The sequence below is a fragment of the Chromobacterium amazonense genome, assembly GCF_001855565.1.
GTDB lineage: Bacteria > Pseudomonadota > Gammaproteobacteria > Burkholderiales > Chromobacteriaceae > Chromobacterium > Chromobacterium amazonense.
Genome location: NZ_MKCR01000002.1, coordinates 48555 through 73770 on the forward strand (window position 1 = coordinate 48555; position 25216 = coordinate 73770).

A 25216-nucleotide genomic window follows, 5' to 3' on the forward strand; every position below is an offset into this window, starting at 1 on the left:
CGATGACGCACCCACAGACGATTGCCCTGGTCGAGTCGCTGGATCACGAAGGCCGGGGGGTCTCCCACGTTGACGGCAAAACCATCTTCATCGATGGCGCGCTGCCTTACGAAAAGGTTATCTACAGCAGCTACCGCAAGAAGCCGAGCTACGAAAACGCCAATACCAGCGCGGTATTGAAGGAAAGCTTCATGCGCGCCGATCCGCGCTGTCCGCACTTCGGCGTCTGCGGCGGCTGCTCGATGCAGCACGTGGAGTTCAGCGCCCAGGTGGCGATCAAGCAGCGCGTGCTGGAAGACAATCTCAAGCGCATCGGCAAGGTCAAGTCCGAACGCATTCTCACCCCCATCGCCGGACCGGCCTGGCACTACCGTCATCGCGCCCGTCTGTCCGCGCGCATGGTGGCCAAGAAAGGCGGCGTGCTGGTGGGCTTCCATGAGAAAAGCTCCAGCTACATCGCCGAAATGCGCGAGTGCCACATCCTGCCCAAGCACATCTCCGACTTGATCATGCCGCTGCGCGAAATGATCGCTACGCTGTCCATCAGCCAGCGCATGCCGCAAGTGGAAGTCGCGGTCGGCGACAAGCTGGACATCCTGGTGTTCCGCAATATGGACGACATCACCGATGCCGACTTCGCCGTTCTGAAGGCGTTTTCCGATCGGCACGGTTCGTCGGAACGCACGCTGCAGATCTGGCTGCAGCCCAAGGGCCCGGACACCTGCTACCCGATCTACCCGCTGGACGCGCCCAAGCTGACTTACAGCATGCCGGAATACGCGGTGGAGATGCCGTACTACCCCACCGAATTCACCCAGGTGAACCCGCAGATCAACGCGGTGATGGTGGCGCGCGCGCTGAAGTTCCTCGATCCGCAGCCGGGCGAGCGCATCGCCGACATGTTCTGCGGCATCGGCAACTTCACCCTGCCCATCGCCCGCTCCGGCGCCATCGTCCACGGCATGGAAGGCAGCCAGGCGCTGGTCAAGCGCGCGGTGGAAAACGCCACCCACAACCAGCTGCAGGACCGCGTCAGCTACGAGATGGCCAATCTGTTCGAAGTGACCGAGGAATCGTTCGCGGCGCTGGGCCGTTTCGACAAGATGCTGGTAGACCCGCCGCGCGACGGCGCCGTGCAGCTCTTGAAGGCCATCACCGAAGAAACCGCGCCCAAGCGCATCGTCTATGTGTCCTGTAACCCGGCCACCCTGGCGCGCGACGCCGGCGTACTGGTGCACACCAAGGGCTACACGCTGAAGGCCGCCGGCATCATCAATATGTTCCCGCACACCGCGCACGTGGAATCCGTGGCCTGGTTCGAAAAAACCAGCCCGTGCAAGACGCGCAAGGAAGTCGAGGCGATTGAAGCCGCCGAAGCCGCCGAGCGCGAGGCCGCCCGCGCCGCGCGCCAGGCCGAGGAAGACGCCGAAAAGGCGCGCAAGGCGCAGGAAATGGCCGAAAAGGCCGCCGCCAAGGAAGCCCGCCGCGCGCATTACTTCGCAGAGAAGGCTCGCCGCGAGAGCGAATCCCATCCGTCTGAAGCGTGACGACAAGCCCGGTTTTGACCGCTGAGTCAAACCGGGCTAAATTCTCTTCACATAAAGACAGATTGTTTGATCTAAAGAAAAGTTTTTATCGCGACTTCAGCGCATTGTGCACACACCGAAACCGCCACCCATCGGTCATGGCGGCAAGGCGTGGCGCTATCCCGGCTTTGCGAAGCCGACCCGCACCGCCAATAAGAATGGGCATCAGCCGGCGAGCTTTTAGCCGGACCCATGCCTTGCTCGTAACTCGCCCCCGGCAACGGGAAACCCTAAAGCGACACTTATCATGCATATCGTTCAATTTCTGATCGGCCTACTCGTGGTGCTGGCCCTGACGCAACTGGTCGCTCGCGACCGGAAGAACATCAAGATCCGCTCCGTCCTGCAGCTGCTGGTTGTCGAGATCGCCCTGGCCTTCTTCCTGCTCAACACGACATATGGCCTGGCCATCGTCGGCAGCATTTCCAGCGTCTTCACCAAGTTGATGGAATTTGCCGGCGAAGGCACCAACTTCGCCTTCGGCGGCATCCAGAACAAGGGCGAGTTCAGCTTCTTCCTGATGGTGCTGATGCCCATCGTGTTCATTTCTGTGCTGATCGGCATCCTGCAGCACATCCGCGTGTTGCCGGTGGTGATCCGCGCCGTCGGCTTCGTGCTGTCCAAGGTCAGCGGCATGGGCAAGATCGAATCGTTCAACGCCATCAGCTCGATGATGGTGGGCCAGTCCGAGAACTTCATCGCCTACAAGAACATCATCCATACCTTTGACGAAAAGCGCATGTACACGCTGGCCGCCACCGCCATGTCCACCGTGTCCATGTCCATCGTCGGCTCCTATATGCAGATGATAGAGCCGCGCTTCGTGGTGACCGCGCTGGTGCTGAACCTGTTCAGCACCTTCGTGGTGCTGTCGCTGATCAACCCCTACGACAGCGCGCTGGGCGAAGACGAGCTGATCAGCAACGAAGGCCACCGCGTATCGTTCTTCGAGATGCTGGGCGAATACATCCTGACCGGCTTCAAGATCGCCGTGATCGTGGCCGCCATGCTGGTCGGCTTCATCGCCCTGATCTCCTGCGTCAACTTCATCTTCACCTCCATCTTCGGCATCAACTTCCAGACCATGCTCGGCTATGTGTTCTGGCCGTTCGCCTGGCTGATGGGCGTGCCGGCGCCCGAGGCGCTGACCGCCAGCAGCATCATGGCCACCAAGCTTGTGACCAACGAGTTTGTCGCCATGCTGGAACTGAAGAACCACGCAGCCCACCTGTCCGACTACACCCGCGGCGTGCTGTCCATTTTCCTGGTGTCCTTCGCCAACTTCAGCTCCATCGGCATCATCGCCGGCGCGGTGAAGGGCCTGAACGAAGAGCGCGGCAATATGGTGTCCCGCTTCGGCCTGAAGCTGGTCTACGGCTCCTCGCTGGTGAGCATCCTGTCCGCGCTGATCGCCGGCCTGGTGCTGGCTTCCTGAGCCAAACCGCCAGCCTGTCCCGAACATCCAGCCGCCCGCTCTTGCGGGCGGTTTTGTTTTGTCCGCCCCTGCCGCATAATGGCCGCCTGATCCACAAGGAAAGTCCGCCATGCCGCACCAAGCGCTCAGCGAGCAAGACTATCAACGCCTGTCCGCCACCCTGTCCCGTTTCGTTGATCAGGGTTGCATGAATCTGGAACAACTGGACGGTTTCTTCGCCGCGCTGCTGGCAGGCCCGGAAGCCATCCGCCCGGCGGAATGCCTGCCGCTGATCCTGGGCGACGCTTTCGACGACGAATCAGCCTTCCCCAGCGAAAAAGCGCTGGAACAGTTCGTATCCCTGCTGCGCGGCCACTGGCAGGACATCGCCGAAGCGTTGAGCGGAGGCGAATTCCAGCCCTGGCTGGACGCCGGCGCCGATGGCGAAATCCGCGGCAACGACTGGTGCGAAGGCTTTGTCGCCGGCATGGAGTTGCTGAACGAAGACTGGGGCATGCTGTTCGATTCCCCGGACAGCGCCCCGCTTCTGGAGCCTATCATGGCCCTGGGTTTCGAACGCCACCCGGATGCCGACATGCGCCCTTTCGTGGACGGCATTTCCAATGAAGTCCGCGCCGAGCTACTGGCCGCCATCTCGCCCTCCGTGCACGGCATCCACGATTTCTTCGCCGGCATCCGCCGCCAACTGGAACAGGAAGAGCAGGAATCAGACCCGCACCCCAGGCACAGGCATTGAAAACCGGGTAAACCAGCGGCCATGCCGCCGCGTTTAGCATAGACTGACCATCACCAGGCGAGCCGGCCATGGCTCACGCGCCGGCAGCCGCAGTCTATTTTCAAGGGGTAATCCATGAATCCAATCGAAGCCTTGCTGTTTGCCGTGATCCAGGGCGTCAGCGAACTGTTTCCCGTCAGCAGCCTAGGGCACGGCGTGCTGATCCCGGACTGGCTGCACTGGTCGATCAACCGCACCAGCCCGGACTTCCTGCCATTCATGGTGATGCTGCACCTGGGCACCGCCGCCGCGCTGCTGGTCTACTTCCGCCGCGACTGGATAGACCTCATCGGCGGCTGGCTCAGAGCCGGCGGCCGCGCCAGCAATCCGGAAGCGCGCCTGATGTGGCTGGTGATCGCCGGCACCATCCCCGCCGGCCTGCTGGGCCTCTTGCTGGAAAAACAGCTGCGCGCGCTGTTCACCAGCACCACCGCCGTGCTGATCTTCCTGGCCCTGAACGGCCTGCTGCTGCTGCTGGGCGACCGGCTGAAAAAGAAAGCGGCCTCGCACGATCTGTCGCAGCTGAGCTTTGCCGGCGCCATCAAGATCGGCGCCGGCCAGGCGCTGGCGCTGCTGCCGGGCTTCTCCCGCTCCGGCGCCACCCTGGTGACCGGCCTGGCCCACGGCTTGGACTACGCCTCTTCCGCCCGCTTCTCCTTCCTGCTGGCCACCCCCATCATCACCGCGGCCGGCATTCTGGAAATCCCCAAGCTGGCGCACAAGGGCCATGGCTCCGCCGAATGGGGCCTGCTGCTGGCCTGCGGCGCGGTAGCAGGCCTGTGCGCCTATGCCAGCACCTGGTTCCTGATGCGCTACTTCAAGAAGACCGAGATCGAGTCGCTGCGGCCCTTCGGCTTCTATTGCCTGCTGGTCGGCATCGGCGGCCTGCTGGCAAAAGCGCTGTAAAGCGCTGGACTTACGTCGTCAATCCTATAGAATTGCAACAGACAGTAATTCTACTTATTGAAACCCGGTTCCCTCCGGGCTAAAGCCTTCATGGCAGCCGCCGGCCCTGCTCTACGCGCGTGGAGCACAACCGGCGGTTTTCTTGGAATCACTGATCTCACACAGGAGGCGAAAGACCTCGTACATCAATATTTTCGGAAGAATGAGTGTATTGGAAGATCGTAAAAATGACCGCCTGCCCGATGATTTGGCCAGGCGCGCTACCGCCATCATCGAACTCCCCGACGGCGTGCTCGTCACCGCCAGCCGCGGCGGCCGCTACAACTTGCCGGGCGGCAAAGCCAACCGCGGCGAACTCCGCTCGCAGGCGTTGATCCGCGAAGTGCGCGAGGAAACCGGGCTGCGCATCAACTCGATGCTTTATCTGTTCGACCACATCACCCCGTTCAACGCCCACAAGGTCTACCTCTGCATCGCGCAGGGCCAGCCCAAACCGCAGAACGAGATCGAACGCATCGCGCTGGTATCGTCGCCGGACACCGATATGGATCTGTTCGTCGAAGGCCGCGCCATCCTGCGCCGCTACGCCCATCTGCGCAACGAGGAAACCGCCAAAGGCCAGGCCTTGCGCGCCATGCTTGGCCTGGCGCGCTACATCGCCAAGGTCGATTGACGCCATCGGGAAAACAAAAAGGACACGCTTGAGCGTGTCCTTTTTTCTTGGCTGCAGCCCAGGCTTATTTGGCTATCGCCGCCGAGCCGGAGCTGGCGGCGCCCTTCTGCTGCATCATCGCCACCATGTCGGCCGGCAGATCCACCCAGCCAGCGGTATTGGCCAAGGACAGCGTCGCCGCCAGCAGCACCAGGGCCAGCGGCGCGAACAGCACCACCCCCGCCAGCACCCTCAGCTTGGACACGCCCGACACCTGCGACAGGGCGTTCACCAGCACCACCATGCCCAGCAGCGACAACAGCATGTCGGCGCCGGCCGCCACATCGTCCGGCAGCCAGCTGGTCAGGGGCTCGATGAATTGCAAGCCGCTGGCCACCACCACCAGGCCAAACAGCGACCCCGCCAGCTCGGCCTTGCCCAGCCGCAGCCAGAAACCGATGAAGCGGGTGAAGAACACCGTCTCCATCCAGGTGAACGCCACCATGAAGCCGATGCGGCCGGCGACATTGCTGCCCAGCTCCGTGGTGTCCCCGCTGGCGATCACCCCCAGCAGCGTCAGCAGCAGCGCCGGCTGCCACCACGGGTACTGATAGGCGGCCAGCGGCTTCACCCGCAAGCGCAACAGGTCGAATAAATCGTCGATCAGCACGCGCATGGCCGGCTCAATCGAAAACCACGGTCTTGTTGTTGTAGGACAGCACGCGATTGTCCAGATGCCAGCGCACGGCGCGCGACAACACCATTTTTTCCAGGTCGCGGCCCTTCTCCACCAGGTCCTCCACCGTGTCGCGATGCGAAATGCGGGTCACTTCTTGCTCGATGATCGGGCCTTCGTCCAGATCCTCGGTCACATAGTGGCTGGTGGCGCCGATCAGCTTGACGCCGCGCGCGAAGGCGCGATGGTAAGGCTTGGCGCCGTCGAAGGCCGGCAGGAAGCTGTGATGGATGTTGATCACGCGGTCCGGGTAGCGAGTGACGAATTCGCCGGACAGAATCTGCATGTAGCGCGCCAGCACGATGAAATCGACGCCAGCCTCTTCCAGCAGGCGGAATTGCTCGGCCTCGGCCTCGGCCTTGTTGTCCTTGGTCACCTTGATCACATGGAACGGAATGCCGTTGAACTCCACCAAGCGGCGGCAGGTTTCGTGATTGGATATCACCAACGGGATGTCGCAATCCAGCTCGCCGATGCGCCAGCGGTGCATCAGGTCCACCAGACAGTGCTCGTACTGCGAAACGAAGATGGCCATGCGCGGCTTGCGCGCCGACAGCGACACCTTCCAATTCATGCCATGCTCGTCGGCAATGGGCTGGAAGGCTGCGGCGAAGCTGTCCATCGGCAGCGTGAAGCCGTCCAAATCCCACTGCACCCGCATCAGGAACAGGTTCTCGCTGGTATCCTGATGCTGGTCGGCGTGCATGATGTTGGCGTTATAGGTCATCAGGAAATTGGCGATGGCCGCAACCAGGCCCTTTTTGTCCGGCGCGCTGATCAGCAGCGTGGCCGAGTGTTTCTCGTGACTCATTCAGTAAACCCGTGATCAATCTGTAAATTAGTTTTACGTAATACTAAAACAGCCGCGCGCGGCTGTCTGCAACTCTCGCGCCGACGTGGCGGCGAAAAACAAAATCGCCACAGCCCGGCTGCACCGGCCGCTGTGGCGAGCATGCTCAGACCCGCCGCGCGCGCGGCGGAGAAAGCTCAGGCATTCAGATTGGCGGAATCCAGCGTATTCTGCAAGAGGGTGGCGATGGTCATCGGCCCCACGCCGCCCGGCACCGGCGTAATGAAGCCTGCGCGCTCGCGCGCGGCGTCGAACTCCACATCGCCGCACAACTTGCCGCTATCCAGGCGGTTGATGCCGACGTCGATCACCACCGCGCCCGGCTTGACCCATTCGCCCTTGACGAAGTTGGGGATGCCCACGCCCACCACTAGGATGTCCGCGGCGGCCACTTCGGCGGCCAGATTCTGCGTGGCGCTATGGCAGACGGTAACGGTGGCGCGCGCCATCAGCATTTCCAGCGCCTGCGGCCGACCCACGATATTGGAGGCGCCGACGATCACCGCCTTCTTGCCTTTGGGATCGATGCCGTATTCTTCCAGCAGCGTCATCACGCCGCGCGGCGTGCAGGGACGCATCAGCGGCATCTTGATTGCCAGGCGGCCGACATTATACGGGTGGAAACCGTCCACATCCTTTTTCGGATCAATACGTTCAATCACCGTTTGCGGATCGATCTGTTTCGGCAGCGGCAGCTGCACCAGTATTCCATCCACGCCGTCATCCGCATTCAACTCGTCGATTATCTCCAGCAATTGCTGCTGGCTGGTTTCGGCCGGCAATTCATACGATACCGAACGCACCCCGGCTTTTTCGCAAGCGCGCTTCTTGCCGCCCACATAGACGGCCGAAGCCGGATCATCCCCCACCAGCACCACGGCCAGCGCCGGCGCGCGCTTGCCTTGCGCCAGACGCGTTTCCACGCCCACGCGCACCTTTTCAACCAGCCGTTCCGCTACCGCCTTGCCATCGATCAATTGTGCCGACATGCCTGAATCCCATATTGATGCAAATAAATAACGGGCGCTATTGTCGCATTATTTGCGCAGCGCAGTAAGAGCGGTTCCGCGGTTTATTTTTCTTAAGATCAAGATAAATAAAGAGAAAAGTCCAGACAGAATCCGCAAGCCGGAAAACAGCGGCAAATACTCCCCGCAAACCGGCCAAATTATTTGCACAAAGCCGTTGACAGGCCTCGGCCTCATCCGTATAGTTGCGGTCTCTGTTCGGGGCGTAGCGCAGCCTGGTAGCGCACCTGATTTGGGATCAGGGGGTCGCGAGTTCGAATCCCGCCGCCCCGACCAGACACAACAAGCAGCCCGATAGAGCGCCCGTAGCTCAACCGGATAGAGCACCAGCCTTCTAAGCTGGGGGTTACAGGTTCGATTCCTGTCGGGCGCGCCAAGCTTGCTTGATTGCAGTACCCAGTGGTGGATATAGCTCAGTTGGTAGAGTCCCGGATTGTGATTCCGGTTGTCGTGGGTTCGAGTCCCATTATCCACCCCACAATTTGCCCGATTGCGGCCCAGCCGCGGTCCAAGCCGTTTCAGCGGTGGATATAGCTCAGTTGGTAGAGTCCCGGATTGTGATTCCGGTTGTCGTGGGTTCGAGTCCCATTATCCACCCCAAGATTACGACCATCGAGTCGCCAGCGGTGGATGTAGCTCAGTTGGTAGAGTCCCGGATTGTGATTCCGGTTGTCGTGGGTTCGAGTCCCATCATCCACCCCAGAAATTCAAAGCCCGACGCATCCGTCGGGCTTTTTTCATGCCCTTCTCCGAAAATTACAGATTCGCGACAAAAATATTCAAGTTAGATGCTTGCCGGAACGGGCAAGCTCCGTATAATCGAATACATTTGCATGTATCCGATTGACTGACAGATAACGACACCCACCATGACCACCCTGCAGCCGATCAAGCGCCAGACGCTTACCAGTGCCGTCACCGAATCCCTGCGCCGCCGCATTCTGTCGGGCGAATTCGCTGACGGCCAACAATTGCGCCAGGAGGCGCTGTCCCACGAATACGGCGTCAGCCGGGTGCCGGTGCGCGAGGCGCTGCGCCAGCTGGAGGCGGAGGGACTGATCCAGATCATCGACCACAAGGGCGCCCTGGTGTCCAAGCTGTCGCTGGAAGACATCCTGGAGCTGCTAGAAGTGCGGGCCATGCTGGAATGCTCGCTGCTGAAAGCCGCCATCTCCTGTCAAAGCGCGGCGGACCTGGACGCCGCCCAACAGACGCTGCGCGAATTCGAAGTGGCGCTGAACAACAACGACGTGCGCCACTGGGGAGAGATCAACTCCCGCTTCCATCTGGCACTGTACCGCGCCGCGCGCCGCCCCAATACCCTGGCGCTGATCGAGCAGTTGCACAACAAGACCGACCGCTACACCCGGATGCAGATCCTGTTCACCCGCACCATGGAGCGGGCCCACGAAGAACACACCCGCCTGCTGGAGCTGTGCCGACAAGGCAAGGCGGACGAGGCGGCCGAGTTCCTGCGTTTCCACATCCTGTCTGCCGGCCACGCGCTGGAAAGCTACCTGAAGGGTCAGCAGGCCAATCACTGAGCGCCGCAGCCAGCCCCCGCGCGACAAGAAGGCTTATGCCAGATCTGACATAGCGCGGCCTTGCTCACCGCGCCGTCCGGCTTGATGCGGTCCTGCCGCATGCATGCTCGCCCCTCCTCTCGCGCAACCGCGCCGTCACGGCTGCCCGATGCCGGCTGCGCCGCGCCCCATCCGCCCACCCCCAAACGCCCTCCCCACCCCGGATGGCCGCGCAAGCATACACATCTAATTTTTCGATCATTGACCACAAAATTTTGCGCTTTTTAATCTAGTTTTCCACCAGGAAAATGGCAGCATCAAACTCTGAACAGGAGATGTCCATGCGCGCCCTCAGCAGAAAAGTCGAACAACTGGTCAATGGCCGCGAAGTCTCAGACGGCGCCGGCGTGCGCCTGCAGCGGGTGCTGAACCAATCGCTGCAACGGCGGCTCGACCCCTTCCTGATGTTGGATGAGTTCCGCTCCGACAACCCGGACGATTACATCGCCGGCTTCCCCAGCCACCCGCACCGCGGCTTTGAAACCGTGACCTATATGCTGGACGGCCGCATGCGCCACCGCGACAACGCCGGCAACGAAGGCCTGCTCGGCCCCGGCGGCATGCAATGGATGACGGCCGGACGCGGCATCGTTCACTCGGAGATCCCGGAGCAGCAGGATGGACTGATGCATGGCTTCCAGCTGTGGATCAACTTGCCGGCCGCCGACAAGATGGCCGCGCCAAGCTACCGCGACATCCCGGCAGCGGACATCCCGCAATGGCAAGACGGTGATGGCAATGCCTTGAAGCTGCTGGCGGGCCGCTTTGACGGCCGCCAGGGCGCGATCGAGCGCCCGGTGACCGATCCGCTATACCTGGACATCGCGCTGCGCCCAGGCAATCGCCTGTGGCTGCCGCTGCCATCCAGCCACCACGCCTTCCTGTATCTTTACCAGGGAGCGGCGCAGGCGGCGGACAGCGTGATGGGAGAGCGCCAGCTCGCCGTGCTGGACGATGACGGAGACGGCGTCGAGCTGCTCAACGGCAGCGCGGAAAGCCGCTTGCTGGTCTTGGCTGCCAGACCGCTGAACGAGCCCATCGCGCAATGGGGACCGTTCGTGATGAATACGCGCCAGGAAATCGAGCAGGCGATGGACGATTACAGCGAAGGCCGGTTCTGATCCGCGCCACGAAAAACGGCAGCCGCAGGCTGCCGTTTTGGATTGCGCGAGGCGGAACGCCCTGCTCAAGCGCCCGACTTCACCTCGCCGCTCACCGTCTGCTTCTGGTTGTCGATATCGACATGCATCAGCGGCGCCTTGCCGGAAGTCACGTCCTTGACCGCCTGCTGGATGATGGCCGCCGGCGTGCCGTCCAGCTTGACGCCGCCGGCGCCGTTGTAGCTGCTGGTCTGGATATTGGCGGTCTCCACCTTGGCGTCGCCCAAGCTCACCTTGCCGGCGCTGGAATCGATCTGGCCGCCGGTCAGTTGCACCTTGCCGCCCACCGCCAAATTCACGCCCTGGTCGCCGCTGATCGCGCTGGCCGTGCCCACGCCATTGTCGGACTTGACGCTGACGTCGATCACGCCGGACACCTGAGTGCCCTTGTCCTGCGGGTTGAGCAACTTGTCCTTCAAGGTATTGCCGCCTTTGCGCAAGGCGCTGTCCACCACGCCGGACTTGGCCTCGCCGCTGGTCGGCTGCGCCGGCAGCGTCACGCTGCCGCCGTTCGCATCCTTGTTGAACGCCACCGGCTGGGTGGTGTCTTCCTTCAGGCCGTTCTTGAAGGCGAAGCTGTTGTACTTGTCTTCCACCTTGTCGGCCACGGCGTTCACCGCGTCGGTCGCCTTTTCCTTCGCCTTGCCGGACAGCGGGCCGGCCAGATTGGCCGCCTGATCCACCAGGCTGGGGTTCTTGGCGTTGGAGCTGTTGACGTTCAGGCCTACCTCTACATGATTGCTGTTGTTGCGGTCCTGCTGGCTCCGCACCACCACATTGCCGCCGATGCTGCCATCCACCTTGCCGGCGCTGACGTTGCCGCCGGCCAGCGTCAATTGGCCATCGGCCTTCAGATTGACTTGATCGCCCTTGATGGCGGCGTTGGCGTTGGTCAGCTTATCCTGCTGATCGACTTTGACATTGAAACCGCCGTTCGCCTGATAGGTCTTGCTCGCGCCGTCGGCCTTGGGCTGGCCATTTTCCTTGGCCACGCTGTTGCCTGCCCCACCACCCAGATTGGCATTGGCGCTCCAATCATTTTTCTGGCTGCTGTTCTGCGCCGACTGCAGGCTGATGCCGCCATTGTCGGCGCTCACATTGACCGTTTTGCCGGCCAATTGGCTGCCTTGCAGCGCCACCGCGTTGTTGCCGGCGGCGCCGCTGCTTACGCTCAAGGCGCCGCCGCTCGCCACCTGGGTGCCAGACTGCGCGCTGTTGGCCTCATTCTGGCTGGACAGCTGCACGCCGCCGCCCACATTGAAGCCCTTGGCCGAAGCATCCTTGCCATTGCTGTTGTTGCCGCCGGCGTTGACGCTGAAGCCCCAGCCGCCGCCGGTTTTGCTGTCGCTGCCATTGGCCGCCTGCAGGCTCACCTTGCCATCGGACTGCAGCTTGATGTCGCCGCCGCTGGCGAGGCTGCCGCCCTGCACGGTCAAGCCATTGCCGGATGTCAGCGCGATGCCGCCGGCCGACTGCACCGAGCCGGTCACCGCCTGGCTGCCGGACGCCTGGCTCTGCTGCTTGTTGACCGCCAGATTGCCGCTGCCGCCGAGCTGGCTGCCGCCATCGATCGGGCTGGTGCTGATGCCCACGCCAACGGAGGCGCCCACCGTGCGCTGCTGGCTGCTGCCGGTATTGTCGGCCTGGGTCAGGGCGAGCTTGCCGCCGGCCTGGATGCTGGCCTGGCCGCTGCCGCCGTTGATCGCTGCGCCCTGATAGCTCGCATCATTGTTCACCTTGATGCTCACGCCTCCGGCGGACTGGATGGAGCCGGTCACCGCGTTGCTGGACGCGCTCTGGCTGCTGCTGTAGCTGCCTTGGCCGCTGCCCTTGACGTTGATGTCCTCGCCGGTGGTGGTGTAAACGCGCACCGTGGCGCCGCCTTCGCTGGCCTGGCCGCTCTGGCTCTGGGTATTGGCCGCCGCCGTCATCTGGTGGCTGTCCGCGCTGATGCTGACTTGGCCTTGCGTCGCCTGGTACTGGGTTGCCTGATCCTTCAGCGCCCCGCCGGCAGCCACATTGACCGATGCCCCGGCAATGCTGGTGGCCTGCGCGGTGCTGCTCTGGCTTTGCGATTTGGCGCTGCCGCCCGTGGCGCCGACGTCCACGCCCAGATTGGCCGCGCGGAGATTGGCCGCCTGGCCGGCCGCGCCGGCCACATCGCCCTTGGCTACGCTGCCGCCGGCATTGGCTATGGGACGGGTGATGCCGCTGTAATCGACATTGACGCCGACATCCACGCCCCAATGGCTGCTGGTCTGCTGGGTAGATTGTTGACTGACGGCTACTTGGTTGCTGACGTCGCCCGCGGCGATATTCACCGCGCCGTCCGCCTTGATCTGGCTGCCCTGGTTCTGCACGCTGCCCATGCCGTTGCCGGCGGTGATGTCCAGCTTGCCGCCGGTCTTTACCTCGGTCGCCTGCGCGGTGCTGCCGTCGCTGACTGCGCGGCTGCTGTTCTGGCCGAACTCGATGCCGGCGCCGGCCTTATCCAGGCCGCCGGTCAGGTACAGGCCGCCGCCGGTCACAGTGCTGGCCTTGTCGCTGTGGCTTGTGCTGTGCGCCGCGTTAAGGCTGACGTTCTGGCCCGCGAGGCTGGCGTCGCCCGCGCTCTCCAGCTTGGACCCCGTCACCGTCAGATCATTGCCGGCCGCCAGCTTGACGCTGCCGCCGGACAGCTGCGAGCCGCTTTGGCTGGCCTGGTCCAGCTGCTGGTCCGTGCTGGCATGTTCCAGCCGCACGCCGCCGCGGTATTGCTTGTCGCCGGTTTCGGCGCCGACGCCGCGCAGCGCCAATTGGGTGTCGCTGGATTGGCTATGGGTTTCGGACGCCTGGCTCGCCACCTTGATGTCGCCCACCGCCTGGATGTCCAGCGCCTGCGCGGCCTTGACCAGGCTGCCGGTCACCGCCACGTCGCCGGCGGAGATCAGCTGCAGATCGGCATCGGACTTCAACGCCGAACCGACCGCCGTTTGCTGGCTGCTGCTGCCCTTGCTGGAACTGCTGGTGATGTTGAAGGCGGTGCCGGTGCGTTGGTCGGTATGGGTCTGCGTCAGATCCAGCGCGCTGTCGATCACCACGCCGCCGGACAGGGTCTTGGCGTACGCGCCCTGCGCGCCCTTGGCCTGGCTGCCGTTGATGGCGATGCCGGCGTCGCCGTTGATGAACAGCTTGCCGCCTGCGTTTACCGCGCTGCCGGTATTGACAGTGGCGCTGCTGCTGTTGTTCTGGTTGCCGCCGCCGCCGATGCCGCCCCAGTAGGTCTTGCCGTTCTGCACGCTGCTGCTGTTGGCGCTGGTTTGCGTCGCCAGCGTGGTTTTGCCCTGGGCGGACAGGATGGCGTCGCCGCCGGATTGCAGAATGGCGGCCTGGCCGTTAATGTCGCCGCTGGCGCTCACGCCCAGCGCGTTGCCGGCGCGCAATTGCACCTGCACCAGGCGCTGCTGGCTGCTGTTGTTGTTCCAGCTGCCGGTTTCCAGCGCCGCGCCGTCGTTCTTGCGATTGCCTACGTCGCTGCTGGTATCGGTTTCGGTCAACGCGGACAATTGAACGCCGCCCACGGCGTTCAGTTTGAGATTGTTGCCGGCCTGCACGCTGGCGCCGGCGATGGCGATGTCGCCGCCGGTGCTGGAGATCTCCGCGTCGCGGCCGGCCTTGATGCGCGCCACCGATTGCTCCTGGATGGCGCTGCTCTTGTCCTGGTTGAATGCCCAGGAATTCTTCCAGGCGTGGTCGCTGCTGCTGGCGCTGCTTTGCGCCAGCTGGCCGTCCAGACTGACGCTGGCGGCGGACAGCTTGACGTCCTGGCCCTGGATGTCGGCCGCGCCGACATGGGCGTTGCCGCTGGCGCTGATCGACACATTATCGCCCTGCAGAGACGCGCGCTTGACGCTGGCGTCGGTTTTGCTGGACACGCTGCTGCTCTCCCCGGTTTTCCAGATGAACCAGCTTTCGTCATGCTTGCTGTCGTTACTGGTTTCGCTGTCCACCCGGCCGGAGATGTCCACGCTGGCGCCGGCCAATGCCAGCTGCTTGCCCTTGAGCTGGGCCGCCTGCACAGCCAGCGCGCCGGCGGAGTTGACCGTCAGTTCGTCGCCGCCGGACAGATTGCCGCCGACATTGACGCCGGCGCCGGCAGCGGTGCTGACGATATTGATCCGGCCCGCCTGCATGGCGCCCAGAAAGTAACTGTCCAGCTTGCCCACGCCGTCCGGCGCGGCGGCGGTGGCCGTGATCAGGCCGCTGGCGTAGTCGACGGTATTGAAGCCGGCGCGGACGCGGATGGCGTCGCTTGCCGATACATTGCCGCGGATATCGAGACGCGGCGCGATCAGGTCCAGCACGTTGACGCCGGACGCGCCGCCGCCATTGATGCTGAGCGCGTTGCCATTATTGGCCGCCTGCAGCGAGGCGATGGCGCCGTTTTGCAGATTGGCGGTGCCCACCAGCAGGGAGGCGCGGGGGATGTTGATGAAGCCGCAGCCGTTGCAGGCGATGCCGTTGGGGTTGGCCAGCACATAATCGGCCGCTTTGCCGAAAACTTCCTGCTTGCCCAACAGCAGCGAAGGATTGCGGCTGACTACCTCGTTCAGGATTACGCTGGCCTGGTTGCCGCCAAGCTGGGCATTGGCGCCCAGTTGGCCCGCCAACTGCGACTGGCCGGCCTGCAAAGCGTTGTTGAACACCGCGCCCGGCTTGCCGACATTGAAGTCCTGGTACTGGTTGACCGACACCCCGCCGGCCGTCGGCGCGGTGATGTTGATCACCTGCGCGCCATTGCCGGCAGTGGAAACCTGCGGCTGCTGGCCATTGCCGCCGGCGGCCACGATGCCGCCAGCCTGAACCGCATCGGCCAGCACGAAGGCCAGCGTCAGCGCCGCGGCGATTTTGCCGCTCACGGACAAATCGAATCTGCTTTTTTTCATCATCATCCCCTCGAATCCAGGTTCGTCGGCCCTCTTGACGTGGCCTGCGACCAAATAAAACAAGTGTTTAGTTTGGAATCTAAGGGGTTTTTTAAAGCAAATCAATCGAAACACAATTTTACAATATTATTTCAATTATTTTCCGCGCATTTACAACACCTTGCCCTCACCATTGCCACGCCAGCCGCGCAAACAGGATGTGCCCTTCCGGCAACCAGCCCTGCGGATGGCGCAGCGGGCGGCTATAGTCCAAATCCAGCGTCAGGCCGCCCCGCGCCAGCGCCACCCCGACATCCGCGCCGGCGATGTCCTGCCAAGTCTCGTTGCCGCCGCGCTGCAATACCCGGCCGCCATCCAAACCCAGCCGCGGCGTGACGGCGAATCCGCCAAGCTGCCAACGCCGCGACAAGGTATTGCGCCAGTACCAAGCAGTTTCCGCCGACAAGGCGTTATTGCGGAAACCGCGCACCGCGCTGCTGTCGGCGATATCCAGCTGCTCGACGCCGGGCAGCTGGTCGCGACTGGCTTGCCCGGAAAGGCTGGACTGCAGCTGGAACGGCCCGCCCGGCCAGGCAATGGTCTGCAGCCAATTGGCGCTGAGGCGCAGCTTGAGAAACTGCGGATTAGGCGTGCCGGGGAAGCGCGTGTCCTGCGCATCCGCGCCCATCCAGCGCGTGCCGCGCTGCAAGCCGCCCTCCAGTTGCAACACGCCGCCCGGCAGCACCGTCATCCTCGACACCCCGGCCTCCAGCACGGTCAGGCTGGGGCTGCTGACTGGAATCTCGGCATCCTGCAGATAGTTGCGCACGCGCTTTTGCGTCAATTGCAGGTCCGCGGTCAGGATATGCCCCTGGTCGCGCGTCAGCACGCGGTCCAGCCGCAAGCCACTCTGCGCGGTGGAGCCGGACAGTTGCACCGCGCTATGCGCCAGCTGCAAGGGGTTCAGATAATCGGAGCGGCTGGCGAAAGCGCTGGCCGTCCAGTAGCCATAGGGCAGCGAATAGAATAGCGACTCGCTGCGGCTGTGCCGCGTCGCGGGATTTTCCGTGGTGGTCTGCGCCGACAGGCTGAGGAAGTCGGACCAACCGGTGACATTGTCCCAGCCCAGATTGGCGCCGGCCTGGATGCGCCCGGTAGACGCCCGCCCGGTGTTGTCCAGCGTCAGCCCGCCCGCCAGGCGCGAATCCGGCCGATTGTGCAACTGCAAAATGGAATCGCCGATGCCGTCGCCGGGCAGCACATCCACCGTCGCGTGATTGGAGCGCAGCCGGTTGGCCTGATCCAGCCCCTGGTCCAGATCATGCACATTCAGCGGCTTGCCCGGCATGCCGGGGAAGAGATTGCCAGGCCGCAAGGCGGCATCGTCGCTGCGGATCGCCGCCACCCGCCCCTCCACCGCGCGCAGCGTCAGCAAGCCGTTCGCGTTCGGCCCCTCGGCCAACACCCGCGCGGCGATATAGCCTTTGTCGAGGTAAAGCGCGGTCAACGCGCGGCTGAAGCGGTTCAACTCGCCGACGTCCAGGCAATCGCCCTGCGGCAGTCCCAGCGCGGCAACTTCCTGATGCGTCAACAAGGTGATGCCCGCCAGGCGCAAACCCGTCACCGGCAGGCACGCCTCGCCGGACGCCACGGGCTGCCTGACGGTTTCCGCCGCGCTGCCGCCGACTTGCAACTGGCGCAGCTTTTGCTGCCGGATCAAATCGTCGAATTGTCGGCTGGAGTCCTGCAGCAAACGCCGGGCATCGTCATCCCCCATTCGCAAGTCTGGGGGCAAGGGTTGGGTTTGCGCTCGCAGGGGGCCGGCGCAACATAGCAAGCCGAAAAATAACCAAGAGTGTTTCATCACGCGGAGTCGATTCCGATTCCGCGCCGGCGCGACCGGCGCGGACATTGCGAAAGATTCAAGGCCATCTATCAGCGCCTCTGACAGATGACTGCAGGTATTTCCGTTAAACCGGCATCATATATCGAAATAGCGCCTGCCACGCCATACGCTGCAGCAAGCGATGGTGATCGTCGCAAGTAGTTATACCTAATTCCACATCCATGACGTAAGGCTATGCTGAAACTCTGAATAGCACATCGGGAGGAATGCCATGTGGTTTGCCGGAAACAAGATGATCAACCAGTTGGATGCCGCCGCGGAAGCCGTATTGCGTGGAGAATCGGCCAAATGGCAGATTCACGGCGATGAGCGCTGGCGGGCTCTGGGTGAAAAACTGTCGCGCGTGTGGGAGCAACGCGACCGGCAAATCAACGAAGCCGACGCGGAGCGCCAGGCCGCCGACCGCCAACTGACGCAACTGCAGGACGCGTTGCGCCGGGCCGAGGAACAACTGACGCTGCTCAGCGTCCGTTTCGACCTGGTCAACCGCGCGGCCAGCGAGGGATTGTGGGACATGTCGGTAGTGGCCGGCGACCCGCTCAACCCGAATAATGTGTTCTGGTGGTCGCAAACGTTCCGCGCGCTGCTGGGTTTCAACGATCAGCGCGACTTTCCGGACGTGCTGGGCAGCTGGGCCGGCCGCCTCCACCCCGATGACAGGGAGCGGGTGCTGGACGCCTTCGGCGCGCATCTGAACGACCGCAGCGGCATGACGCCATACGACATCGAATACCGGCTGCAATGCAAAAACGGAGAGTACCGCTGGTTCCGCGCCCGCGGCGCGACGCTGCGCGACGACAAGGGCGTGCCTTTGCGAGTGGCAGGATCCTTGGCCGACATCACGGAATGGCGCGCCCAGCAGTTGCAATTGGAGCGGACCATGACCCGCTTCGAACTGGGCAGCGCCATGTTGGCCGAAGGCCTGTGGGACATGGAAGTGGACCCCGCAAATCCTGTCAGCGGCAACAACGCCTTCTGGTGGTCGCCGCAGTTTCGCCAGTTGCTCGGCTTCGACACTGAGCAGGATTTTCCGAACGTGCTGGAGAGCTGGTCCAACCGCTTGCATCCCGAAGACAAGCCAGGCGTGCTGAACGCCTTCGCCGCCCATTTGAGCGACCGCAGCGGCCAGACGCCGTACGATCTGGAATACCGCCTGCAATGCAAAAACGGCGAATACCACTGGTTCCGCGCCCGCGGCCAGACCCGGCGCGCGCCGGACGGCACGCCGCTGCGCGTGGTCGGCGCGCTGATCGACATCGACGCGGAAAAGCGCTCAGCCGCGCTGGACAGCGAAAGCCAGCAACGGCAGCAACTGGAAAAGAGCCTGTCCGAGATCGGCGCCATCGTCAGCACCATCCAGTCCATCGCCGACCAGACCAATCTCTTGGCGCTGAACGCAGCGATTGAAGCGGCTCGCGCCGGCGAAACCGGCCGCGGCTTCGCCGTAGTGGCCGACGAAGTGCGCAAGCTCGCCGAGCGCACGCGCGATGCGACTCAGAGGGTGGAAAAACTGGTCATACAGAGCAATTGAATGTTAGGTTGCAAAACAACAGCCCGGCGAATGCCGGGCTGTTGTTTTCGATAGCCAAGCGTGCTTCAGCGGTAATCGAAATGCGCGCGCTTGACGTTGCACAAAGGCTCGTATCCTATGGTGCCGGCATGGGCCGCCACTTCGTTGACCGACACGCCATCGCCCCACAGCTCTACCTCGCTGCCGATGCCGGCTGCGGGCAGGTCGGTCAGATCCACCGTCAGCATATCCATCGACACCCGGCCGATCAGAAGAGAGCGCTGTCCGTCCACCAGCACTGGGCTGCCGCTGGAGGCGCGGCGCGGATAGCCGTCGGCGTAGCCGCAGGCTACCAGGCCGACGCGGGTAGGCCGGTCGGTGACGAAGTTGTCGCCATAGCCTATCGGCTCGCCGGCGGCCAACTCGCGCACGCCGAAGACCCGGCTGCTGAAACGCATCACCGGACGCAGGTCGGCGGCGTCTTCGAAGCCGGCCGGCAGCGGCGTCACGCCGTACAGCGCGATGCCGACGCGGCCCCAGTTGCGTTGCGCGCGCGGGTGGCAGAGGATGCCGGCAGAGTTGGCCACAGATTCGTCGCCGGGCGGCAACTCTCGGACGACAGCGTCAAAACGCTCCAGCTGCGCCGCGGTCATCGGCAATTCCGGCTCGTCGGCGCGCGCGAAGTGGGTCATCTTGGTGATCTTGCCCGTCTTGCCGCTGGCCTCCAGCCGGCGCCAGGCCGCGTGATAGGCTTCCGGCAGAAAGCCTTCTCTATGCATGCCGGAGTCCAGCATCAGCCATACGTTGAACGGCTTCTGCGGCACGGATTGTTCGATCATCCGCAGCTGCTCCTCGCTGGTCACCGCCAGCCATAGCTGATGCTCGTCCACCGCCTTCAGTTCCTCGGCTTCGAACACGCCTTCCAACAACAGGATGGGGCGGGCTATGCCGGCCGCGCGCAGCTCCAGCGCCTCTTCCAGACAGGCGACGGCAAAGCCGTCGGCTATGTCGGCCAGCGCCTGGGCGCAGCGCACCGCGCCGTGGCCATAGGCATTGGCTTTCAATACGGCCAGCGTCTTATCGCCATGGGCTGCGCGGGCCACTTGGTAATTATGCCGCAGGTTATCCAGCCGTATCGTCGCGATCAGGGGACGCATCGCATCAGGCCCCTTGCACGGACGGGCGCATCGCCGGCACCACCAGGGTTTCGCCCTGCTTGGCGTAGCGCTGCATGGACAGGCCGTCGATGCTGATTTCCGGCTTGGCGCCGGTGATGATGTCGGCCAGCACCTTGCCGGAGCCGGCGCTCATGGTCCAGCCCAGCGTGCCGTGGCCGGTATTCAAGGACAGGTTGGCGTAGCGGGTGCCGCCGACGATGGGCGTGCCGTCCGGCGTCATCGGGCGCAGGCCGGTCCAGAAGGTGGCGGCCGGGATGTCTCCGCCGTTCGGGTACAGATCGCCGACTACCATTTCCAGCGTTTTCCGGCGGAGCGGGTTCAACTCCAGGTTGTAGCCGGACAGCTCGGCCATGCCGCCGACGCGGATGCGGTTGTCGAAGCGGGTGATCGCCACCTTGTAGGTTTCATCCAGGATGGTGGACACCGGCGCGCCGGCCGGGTTGGTGATCGGCACGGTCAAGGAATAACCCTTGACCGGATAGACCGGGATGTCGATGCCCAGGGCTTTCACCAGATCGCGCGAGTAGCTGCCCATGGCCACCACATAGTGGTCGGCGGTCAGTGTCTCGTCGCCGACGCGCACGCCGGTGATGCGCTTGCCATCGTTCAGGATGGCGTCCACCGTCACGCCGAAACGGAACGCCACGCCCTTGGCGCGAGCCAATTCTGCCAGGCGGCTGGTGAACAGATTGCAGTCGCCGGTTTCGTCATTGGGCAGCTGCAGGCCGCCGGTCAGCTTGTGCTTGACCGCCGCCAGCGCCGGCTCGACGCGGGCGCAGCCGTCCGGGTCCAGCACATTGAAGTCCACTCCGCATTCGCGCAGCACGGCGATGTCCTTGGCCATGCCGTCCACCTGGGCCTGGCTGCGGAACAACTGCAGCGTGCCGCCCTGGCGGCCTTCATAATCCAGGCCGGTCTCGGCGCGCAGCTCCTTGATCTTGTCGCGGCTGTACTCGGCCAGGCGCATCATGCGGCTCTTGTTCACCGCATAGGATTTTGCATTGCAGTTGGCCAGCATCTTGGCGATCCATTGCAGCTGGTACAGGCTGCCGTCCGGACGGATGGCCAGCGGCGCGTGGCGCTGGAACATCCACTTGATCGCCTTCAGCGGAATGCCGGGCGCCGCCCACGGCGCGGAGTAGCCGGGCGAGATCTGGCCGGCGTTGCCGAAACTGGTTTCCAAGGCCACGCCGTCCTGGCGCTCCAGCACCGTCACCTGGCAGCCGGCCTTGGCCAGATACCACGCAGTCGATACGCCCAGAACGCCGCCACCCAGCACGATTACCTTCATGATTCCCTCTCCGTTTGTAGCCATGTCACTACAGCTAGTGAATTCCGCTAGTATATTCATTGATATCTGGTTTTTTTCACTGAAATTGACGAGAATCAATAGATGACTAATAAGAATTTTTCGCGTAAGCAGTGAAAAAATGAAGACTGTCACTTCCTCCGGCAAGGCGCTGGACAAGATGGACCGCAAAATCCTGCGCATCCTGCAGAAAAACGGCCGCATCGCCATGACCGAGCTGGCCGAAAAAGTCGGGCTCTCCACCACGCCCTGCACCGAGCGAGTGCGCCGCATGGAGCGCGACGGCATCATCGACGGCTACTATGCACGCCTCAATCCGCACGCGCTGGGCGGCTCGCTGCTGGTCTTTGTCGAGATCAAGCTGGAGGCCAAGTCCGGCAATATCTTCGACGCCTTCCGCCGCGAGATCCTGAGCATTCCGGAAATTCTGGAATGCCACCTGGTATCCGGCGACTTCGACTACCTGATCAAGGCGCGCATCGCCGACATGTCCATGTACCGCAAGCTCTTGGGCGACATCCTGCTGCAGCTGCCGTCGGCTAAGGAATCCAAGAGCTATGTGGTGATGGAGGAGGTCAAGGAAACCCTAGCCTTGCCCCTGAACGACGCTTGAGCCGACAGTTTGCCGCGCGTACCCCAATCAGCCGCTGCGCGTGGCAAGGCTTTCGTCTGCCTATGTCTCATCCATGCGCATTCCAGGCTGCATCTTCAGTAAAAACACTTATGATGGATTGAGACAGTCGCAACTAAATGCATCGCATTTTCAGGCGTCTAAGCAGTCGTCCATGCCGCAAGGCTTGGACGCTGCGCTCAGCGTGTCCGGCAAGATTCCACAAGCCATAGCGCCTACAGGCCGCAATGGCATTGCCATCTCGTCAGCCACGCCCGACATCATCGTTAGCAGGAGGTGGCCATGGCAGGCTGGTTCAAAAAGTCCGCGCAATCGGAAGATCTGGAACAAACCATCCATCAATTTCAGTGCGTGCTGGACAACAGCGACAACCTGATCATGTTGTGCGACACCAGCTCGGACAATGTGATTTTCTATATGAACAAGACCGCGCGCGATGTGCTCAACCAGCATCATGCCTCGCTGAACCAGCGCTTTCGCGCGGGCGTGGACGTCAATCAGGCGATGAACCACACCATCCACCAGTTCCATCGCGACCCTTCCCACAACCGCAAGATTCTGGCCGACCTGGCCGCCCGCAAGATGCCGTTTCACAGCGCGCAGATTCCGGTTGGTGATGTCATTTTCGAAACCAAGGTCTTTCCGATTTGGAGCCGGCAAGACAGCAACAAGCTGCTGTGCTTCATGGCCAGCTTCAAAGACGTGTCGGCCGAGCAAAGAGCGCGTCAATTGCAGGAAGAAAACGACAAGCGCCGGCAATTCCTGGAAGCGCGCATCAATGAGCTTTCCGAAAACATGCAGGCGATGAGCGCGACCATCCAGAACGTAGCGGTGCAAACTTCTTCCGCTTCCGAATCCGCCGAGCTGATGCTGGCGGAGAGCCGCAAGGGCTCCACCATCGTCGGCGAAACCAGCAGCGGCATGAAGAGCGTCGGCACCATGGTGCGCCACACCGCCGACAGTCTGGTTTCGCTGGGCACGCGCTCCGAAACCATCGGCCAGATCATCAGCGTGATCAAAGACATTGCCGATCAGACCAACCTGTTGGCCTTGAACGCGGCCATCGAGGCGGCGCGCGCCGGCGAAATGGGCCGCGGCTTCGCCGTGGTGGCCGATGAAGTGCGCAAGCTGGCGGAACGCACCGCCAAGGCGACGCAGGAAATCGGCGAAATGATACGCATGATCCAGACCGAAGTGCAGCAAAACGTCAAGGCTATCGAAGACGGCCGGCTCAAGGTGGATGCCACGGAAAGCGATTTTCTGCGCGCGGAAGAGGCCTTGGAAGCCATCGTCCGTGAAATCAACAATATGCGCGACTTCGTGGTGCAGATCGCCAATGCGGCGGAGGAACAGGCGGCCACATCGCAAGACATCGCCGACAAGCTGGCGGAAATCGTACAGGGCCATTGACGCCAGACTGGCGGCGCGACGGCGCATGCGTTAGCTTTGGGTTTTCACGCTTGGCCAAGAGATGATATGAGCCTGGAGTCCGTTCGTCAGTTTTTCGCCCGCCGCCAGTTGGACATCGCCATCATCGAGCTGGACGTCAGCACCGCCACCGTGGCCGAGGCCGCCTCCGCCCACGGCGTGGAGCCCGGCCGCATCGCCAAGACCCTGGCCTTCCGCCTCAACGACGGCCGAGAGGTGATTCTGGTGGCGCGCGGCGATGCCCGCATCGACAACCGCAAGTTCAAGGATGCGTTCGGCAAAGGCAAAATGCTGCCGCCGCAGGAGGTGGAAGCGATCACCGGCCACCCGGTGGGCGGCGTCTGCCCCTTCGGCCTGGCGCGCGAACTGCCGATATACCTAGACGTATCCATCCAGGCCTTTGACGAGATTCTGCCCGCCGCCGGCGCCGTGCACAGCGCGGTGCGCATCAGCCCCAGCAAGTTGAGCGACATCACCGCCGGGCAATGGGTGGATGTCTGCCAGTCCTTCGACTAAACCCGCTCAGCAGAATCGTGATCGCGCGCCGCGTCGCCTCGCATCAGCCGCGCCGCTGATTTTTTGCCCATCCCCAAAGGCCTCACGCCTCAAACGCCAACAGCCGCCGCGGCTGCAGCCGGATGCCCACCGTTTCGCCCACCGCCAGCGGCTGATCATGGCCCAGCTCGGCCACCAGACGCCGGCCTGACAGCAGTTCCAGCGCATAGTGGCACACGCCGCCGCGATGGATGCGCTCCGCCACCTTGGCCCGCAGCGCGCTGCCCGGCTCCAGCCTCACCTCGTCTGGCCGCAGCAGCACCTCCACCGCCGCGCCATCGGCAAAGGGCAAGCCGACTTCGCTCCGCAGCTCGCCGGTCTCCAGCGCCACGCTGCGGCCGCCGCTCGCCTTGCCCGGCAAAAAGGCGCCCTGGCCGATGAAGCCGGCCACATAGCGGGTGGCCGGCGCGTGATACAAAGCCTCCGGGGCATCCCATTGTTCCAGCCGCCCGCCATGCATCACGCCGACTTTGTCGGCGAAGGCGAAGGCCTCGTGTTGATCATGCGTCACCATCAACGCGGCGATGCCCAGCGACTTCAGCATCGACCTCACCTCGCGCGCCAGGCGTTCGCGCAATTCCGCGTCCAGATTGGAAAATGGCTCGTCCAGCAGCAGCAGCCTGGGCAAGGGTGCCAAGGCGCGCGCCAGCGCCACCCGCTGCTGCTGCCCGCCGGACAGCTGGTGCGGGTAACGATCCGCCTCCGCCGCCAGGCCCACCAGATTCAGCACTTCCGCCACCCGTTCGCGGCGGGCGGCGCGGCTCAAGGCCGACAAGCCAAAGGCGATATTGCCTGCCACGGTCAAATGCGGAAACAGCGCATGATCCTGGAACACCATGCCGATGCGGCGGCGATGGGCCGGCTGCGCCACGCCGCCGAACACCGTTTCTCCGCCCAGCCGGATCGCGCCGGCAGTAGGCGTCTCAAAACCGGCGATGCTGCGCAACGCGCTGGTTTTGCCGCAGCCGGAAGCGCCGAGCAAACAGGCGATCTCCCCCGTCTGCAGGGTGAAGCTCATGCCATCCAGCACCGTTCGTCCTGCGAAGTCCAGGCTCACATTGTCGAATTCGAGCAGGTTTTCCAT

Annotated in this window: 19 protein-coding genes and 5 tRNA genes; 16 read left to right on the forward strand and 8 right to left on the reverse strand. The window is 63.2% G+C overall.

All coding sequences use genetic code 11. The features are described from left to right. The first annotated feature begins 2 nt into the window (after positions 1 to 2). The 5 genes from rlmD to BI343_RS00910 all read left to right on the forward strand — a co-directional run bounded on the left by rlmD (position 3) and on the right by BI343_RS00910 (position 5375). Complete coding sequence (gene rlmD, locus BI343_RS00890) at positions 3 to 1547, forward strand: 23S rRNA (uracil(1939)-C(5))-methyltransferase RlmD (RefSeq protein ID WP_071108286.1); 1545 nt, start codon at positions 3 to 5, stop codon at positions 1545 to 1547. Between the two features lie 286 nt (positions 1548 to 1833). Further along, the gene (locus BI343_RS00895; RefSeq protein ID WP_071108287.1) at positions 1834 to 3021 is read left to right on the forward strand and encodes a NupC/NupG family nucleoside CNT transporter; all 1188 of its coding nucleotides are present in this window, start codon (positions 1834 to 1836) and stop codon (positions 3019 to 3021) included. Positions 3022 to 3130: 109 nt separating this feature from the next. Next, a complete protein-coding gene (locus tag BI343_RS00900; protein WP_052246653.1) occupies positions 3131 to 3757 on the forward strand; it encodes a YecA/YgfB family protein in 627 nt (208 codons plus the stop codon). A 114-nt stretch (positions 3758 to 3871) separates the two neighbouring features. Beyond that, a complete protein-coding gene (locus BI343_RS00905) occupies positions 3872 to 4702 on the forward strand; it encodes an undecaprenyl-diphosphate phosphatase (protein WP_071108288.1) in 831 nt (276 codons plus the stop codon). Between the two features lie 202 nt (positions 4703 to 4904). Further along, entirely contained in the window at positions 4905 to 5375 is a 471-nt protein-coding gene (locus tag BI343_RS00910; protein ID WP_071108289.1) for an NUDIX hydrolase, read from the forward strand. Between the two features lie 64 nt (positions 5376 to 5439). Here the strand turns inward: BI343_RS00910 and BI343_RS00915 are convergent, their stop codons facing one another. The 3 genes from BI343_RS00915 to folD form a co-directional block, all read right to left on the reverse strand. Further along, a complete protein-coding gene (locus BI343_RS00915) occupies positions 5440 to 6030 on the reverse strand; it encodes a hypothetical protein (protein WP_071108290.1) in 591 nt (196 codons plus the stop codon). Between the two features lie 7 nt (positions 6031 to 6037). Further along, entirely contained in the window at positions 6038 to 6901 is an 864-nt protein-coding gene (gene purU, locus BI343_RS00920; protein WP_071108291.1) for a formyltetrahydrofolate deformylase, read from the reverse strand. A 176-nt stretch (positions 6902 to 7077) separates the two neighbouring features. Beyond that, positions 7078 to 7929 (reverse strand): bifunctional methylenetetrahydrofolate dehydrogenase/methenyltetrahydrofolate cyclohydrolase FolD, encoded by an 852-nt coding sequence (gene folD, locus BI343_RS00925; RefSeq protein ID WP_043622221.1) that lies wholly within the window; start codon positions 7927 to 7929, stop codon positions 7078 to 7080. Between the two features lie 238 nt (positions 7930 to 8167). Between folD and BI343_RS00930 the strand changes: the two genes are divergently transcribed. From BI343_RS00930 to BI343_RS00960, 7 genes are all read left to right on the forward strand, one after another. Beyond that, positions 8168 to 8244 (forward strand) — tRNA-Pro (locus BI343_RS00930). 23 nt (positions 8245 to 8267) lie between these two features. Next, positions 8268 to 8344 (forward strand) — tRNA-Arg (locus BI343_RS00935). Positions 8345 to 8370: 26 nt separating this feature from the next. Further along, positions 8371 to 8446 (forward strand) — tRNA-His (locus tag BI343_RS00940). A gap of 46 nt (positions 8447 to 8492) precedes the next feature. Beyond that, a tRNA-His gene (locus BI343_RS00945) sits at positions 8493 to 8568 on the forward strand. 26 nt (positions 8569 to 8594) lie between these two features. Next, positions 8595 to 8670, forward strand: a tRNA-His gene (locus tag BI343_RS00950). Between the two features lie 167 nt (positions 8671 to 8837). Continuing rightward, complete coding sequence (locus tag BI343_RS00955; protein WP_043622219.1) at positions 8838 to 9512, forward strand: GntR family transcriptional regulator; 675 nt, start codon at positions 8838 to 8840, stop codon at positions 9510 to 9512. Between the two features lie 320 nt (positions 9513 to 9832). After that, complete coding sequence (locus tag BI343_RS00960) at positions 9833 to 10672, forward strand: pirin family protein (protein WP_083340749.1); 840 nt, start codon at positions 9833 to 9835, stop codon at positions 10670 to 10672. A gap of 65 nt (positions 10673 to 10737) precedes the next feature. On the opposite strand, the gene BI343_RS00965 is transcribed toward BI343_RS00960, so the two are convergent. Together BI343_RS00965 and BI343_RS00970 are read right to left on the reverse strand one after the other, a co-directional pair. Beyond that, positions 10738 to 15636 (reverse strand): hemagglutinin repeat-containing protein, encoded by a 4899-nt coding sequence (locus BI343_RS00965; RefSeq protein WP_169828966.1) that lies wholly within the window; start codon positions 15634 to 15636, stop codon positions 10738 to 10740. Positions 15637 to 15802: 166 nt separating this feature from the next. Further along, positions 15803 to 17392: a ShlB/FhaC/HecB family hemolysin secretion/activation protein gene (locus tag BI343_RS00970; protein WP_071108294.1), complete on the reverse strand. Its 1590-nt coding sequence runs from the start codon at positions 17390 to 17392 to the stop codon at positions 15803 to 15805. A 340-nt stretch (positions 17393 to 17732) separates the two neighbouring features. Here BI343_RS00970 and BI343_RS20515 point away from each other — a divergent pair, with 340 nt between their 5' ends. Continuing rightward, on the forward strand, positions 17733 to 19052 hold the full coding sequence (locus tag BI343_RS20515) for a methyl-accepting chemotaxis protein (protein WP_071108295.1): 1320 nt from the start codon (positions 17733 to 17735) through the stop codon (positions 19050 to 19052). Positions 19053 to 19117: 65 nt separating this feature from the next. On the opposite strand, the gene alr is transcribed toward BI343_RS20515, so the two are convergent. Continuing rightward, positions 19118 to 20188, reverse strand: coding sequence for an alanine racemase (gene alr / locus BI343_RS00980; RefSeq protein ID WP_071108296.1), 1071 nt, complete (start codon positions 20186 to 20188; stop codon positions 19118 to 19120). Positions 20189 to 20192: 4 nt separating this feature from the next. Further along, positions 20193 to 21560, reverse strand: coding sequence for a D-amino acid dehydrogenase (locus tag BI343_RS00985; RefSeq protein ID WP_339375032.1), 1368 nt, complete (start codon positions 21558 to 21560; stop codon positions 20193 to 20195). Between the two features lie 79 nt (positions 21561 to 21639). Here BI343_RS00985 and BI343_RS00990 point away from each other — a divergent pair, with 79 nt between their 5' ends. The 3 genes from BI343_RS00990 (at position 21640) to BI343_RS01000 (ending at position 24093) form a co-directional block, all read left to right on the forward strand. Then, positions 21640 to 22131 (forward strand): winged helix-turn-helix transcriptional regulator, encoded by a 492-nt coding sequence (locus BI343_RS00990; protein ID WP_043622207.1) that lies wholly within the window; start codon positions 21640 to 21642, stop codon positions 22129 to 22131. 300 nt (positions 22132 to 22431) lie between these two features. After that, positions 22432 to 23559, forward strand: coding sequence for a methyl-accepting chemotaxis protein (locus BI343_RS20520; RefSeq protein WP_043622204.1), 1128 nt, complete (start codon positions 22432 to 22434; stop codon positions 23557 to 23559). Between the two features lie 66 nt (positions 23560 to 23625). Then, on the forward strand, positions 23626 to 24093 hold the full coding sequence (locus BI343_RS01000) for a YbaK/EbsC family protein (RefSeq protein ID WP_071108298.1): 468 nt from the start codon (positions 23626 to 23628) through the stop codon (positions 24091 to 24093). An 82-nt stretch (positions 24094 to 24175) separates the two neighbouring features. On the opposite strand, the gene BI343_RS01005 is transcribed toward BI343_RS01000, so the two are convergent. Next, on the reverse strand, positions 24176 to 25216 hold the full coding sequence (locus tag BI343_RS01005; RefSeq protein WP_071108299.1) for an ABC transporter ATP-binding protein: 1041 nt from the start codon (positions 25214 to 25216) through the stop codon (positions 24176 to 24178).

Bases quoted from the DNA above. Each gene is read 5' to 3' on its own strand.
- BI343_RS00905 (WP_071108288.1), top strand. From the start codon at position 3,872: ATGAATCCAATCGAAGCCTTGCTGTTTGCCGTGATCCAGGGCGTCAGC.
- BI343_RS00915 (WP_071108290.1), bottom strand. From the start codon at position 6,030: ATGCGCGTGCTGATCGACGATTTATTCGACCTGTTGCGCTTGCGGGTG.
- BI343_RS20520 (WP_043622204.1), top strand. From the start codon at position 22,432: ATGGCAGGCTGGTTCAAAAAGTCCGCGCAATCGGAAGATCTGGAACAA.
- BI343_RS00955 (WP_043622219.1), top strand. From the start codon at position 8,838: ATGACCACCCTGCAGCCGATCAAGCGCCAGACGCTTACCAGTGCCGTC.
- BI343_RS20515 (WP_071108295.1), top strand. From the start codon at position 17,733: ATGTGGTTTGCCGGAAACAAGATGATCAACCAGTTGGATGCCGCCGCG.
- BI343_RS00965 (WP_169828966.1), bottom strand. From the start codon at position 15,636: ATGAAAAAAAGCAGATTCGATTTGTCCGTGAGCGGCAAAATCGCCGCG.
- alr (WP_071108296.1), bottom strand. From the start codon at position 20,188: ATGCGTCCCCTGATCGCGACGATACGGCTGGATAACCTGCGGCATAAT.
- BI343_RS00895 (WP_071108287.1), top strand. From the start codon at position 1,834: ATGCATATCGTTCAATTTCTGATCGGCCTACTCGTGGTGCTGGCCCTG.
- BI343_RS00900 (WP_052246653.1), top strand. From the start codon at position 3,131: ATGCCGCACCAAGCGCTCAGCGAGCAAGACTATCAACGCCTGTCCGCC.
- BI343_RS00960 (WP_083340749.1), top strand. From the start codon at position 9,833: ATGCGCGCCCTCAGCAGAAAAGTCGAACAACTGGTCAATGGCCGCGAA.
- folD (WP_043622221.1), bottom strand. From the start codon at position 7,929: ATGTCGGCACAATTGATCGATGGCAAGGCGGTAGCGGAACGGCTGGTT.
- BI343_RS00985 (WP_339375032.1), bottom strand. From the start codon at position 21,560: ATGAATATACTAGCGGAATTCACTAGCTGTAGTGACATGGCTACAAAC.
- BI343_RS01000 (WP_071108298.1), top strand. From the start codon at position 23,626: ATGAGCCTGGAGTCCGTTCGTCAGTTTTTCGCCCGCCGCCAGTTGGAC.
- purU (WP_071108291.1), bottom strand. From the start codon at position 6,901: ATGAGTCACGAGAAACACTCGGCCACGCTGCTGATCAGCGCGCCGGAC.
- BI343_RS01005 (WP_071108299.1), bottom strand. From the start codon at position 25,216: ATGGAAAACCTGCTCGAATTCGACAATGTGAGCCTGGACTTCGCAGGA.
- BI343_RS00990 (WP_043622207.1), top strand. From the start codon at position 21,640: ATGAAGACTGTCACTTCCTCCGGCAAGGCGCTGGACAAGATGGACCGC.
- rlmD (WP_071108286.1), top strand. From the start codon at position 3: ATGACGCACCCACAGACGATTGCCCTGGTCGAGTCGCTGGATCACGAA.
- BI343_RS00910 (WP_071108289.1), top strand. From the start codon at position 4,905: ATGAGTGTATTGGAAGATCGTAAAAATGACCGCCTGCCCGATGATTTG.
- BI343_RS00970 (WP_071108294.1), bottom strand. From the start codon at position 17,392: ATGGGGGATGACGATGCCCGGCGTTTGCTGCAGGACTCCAGCCGACAA.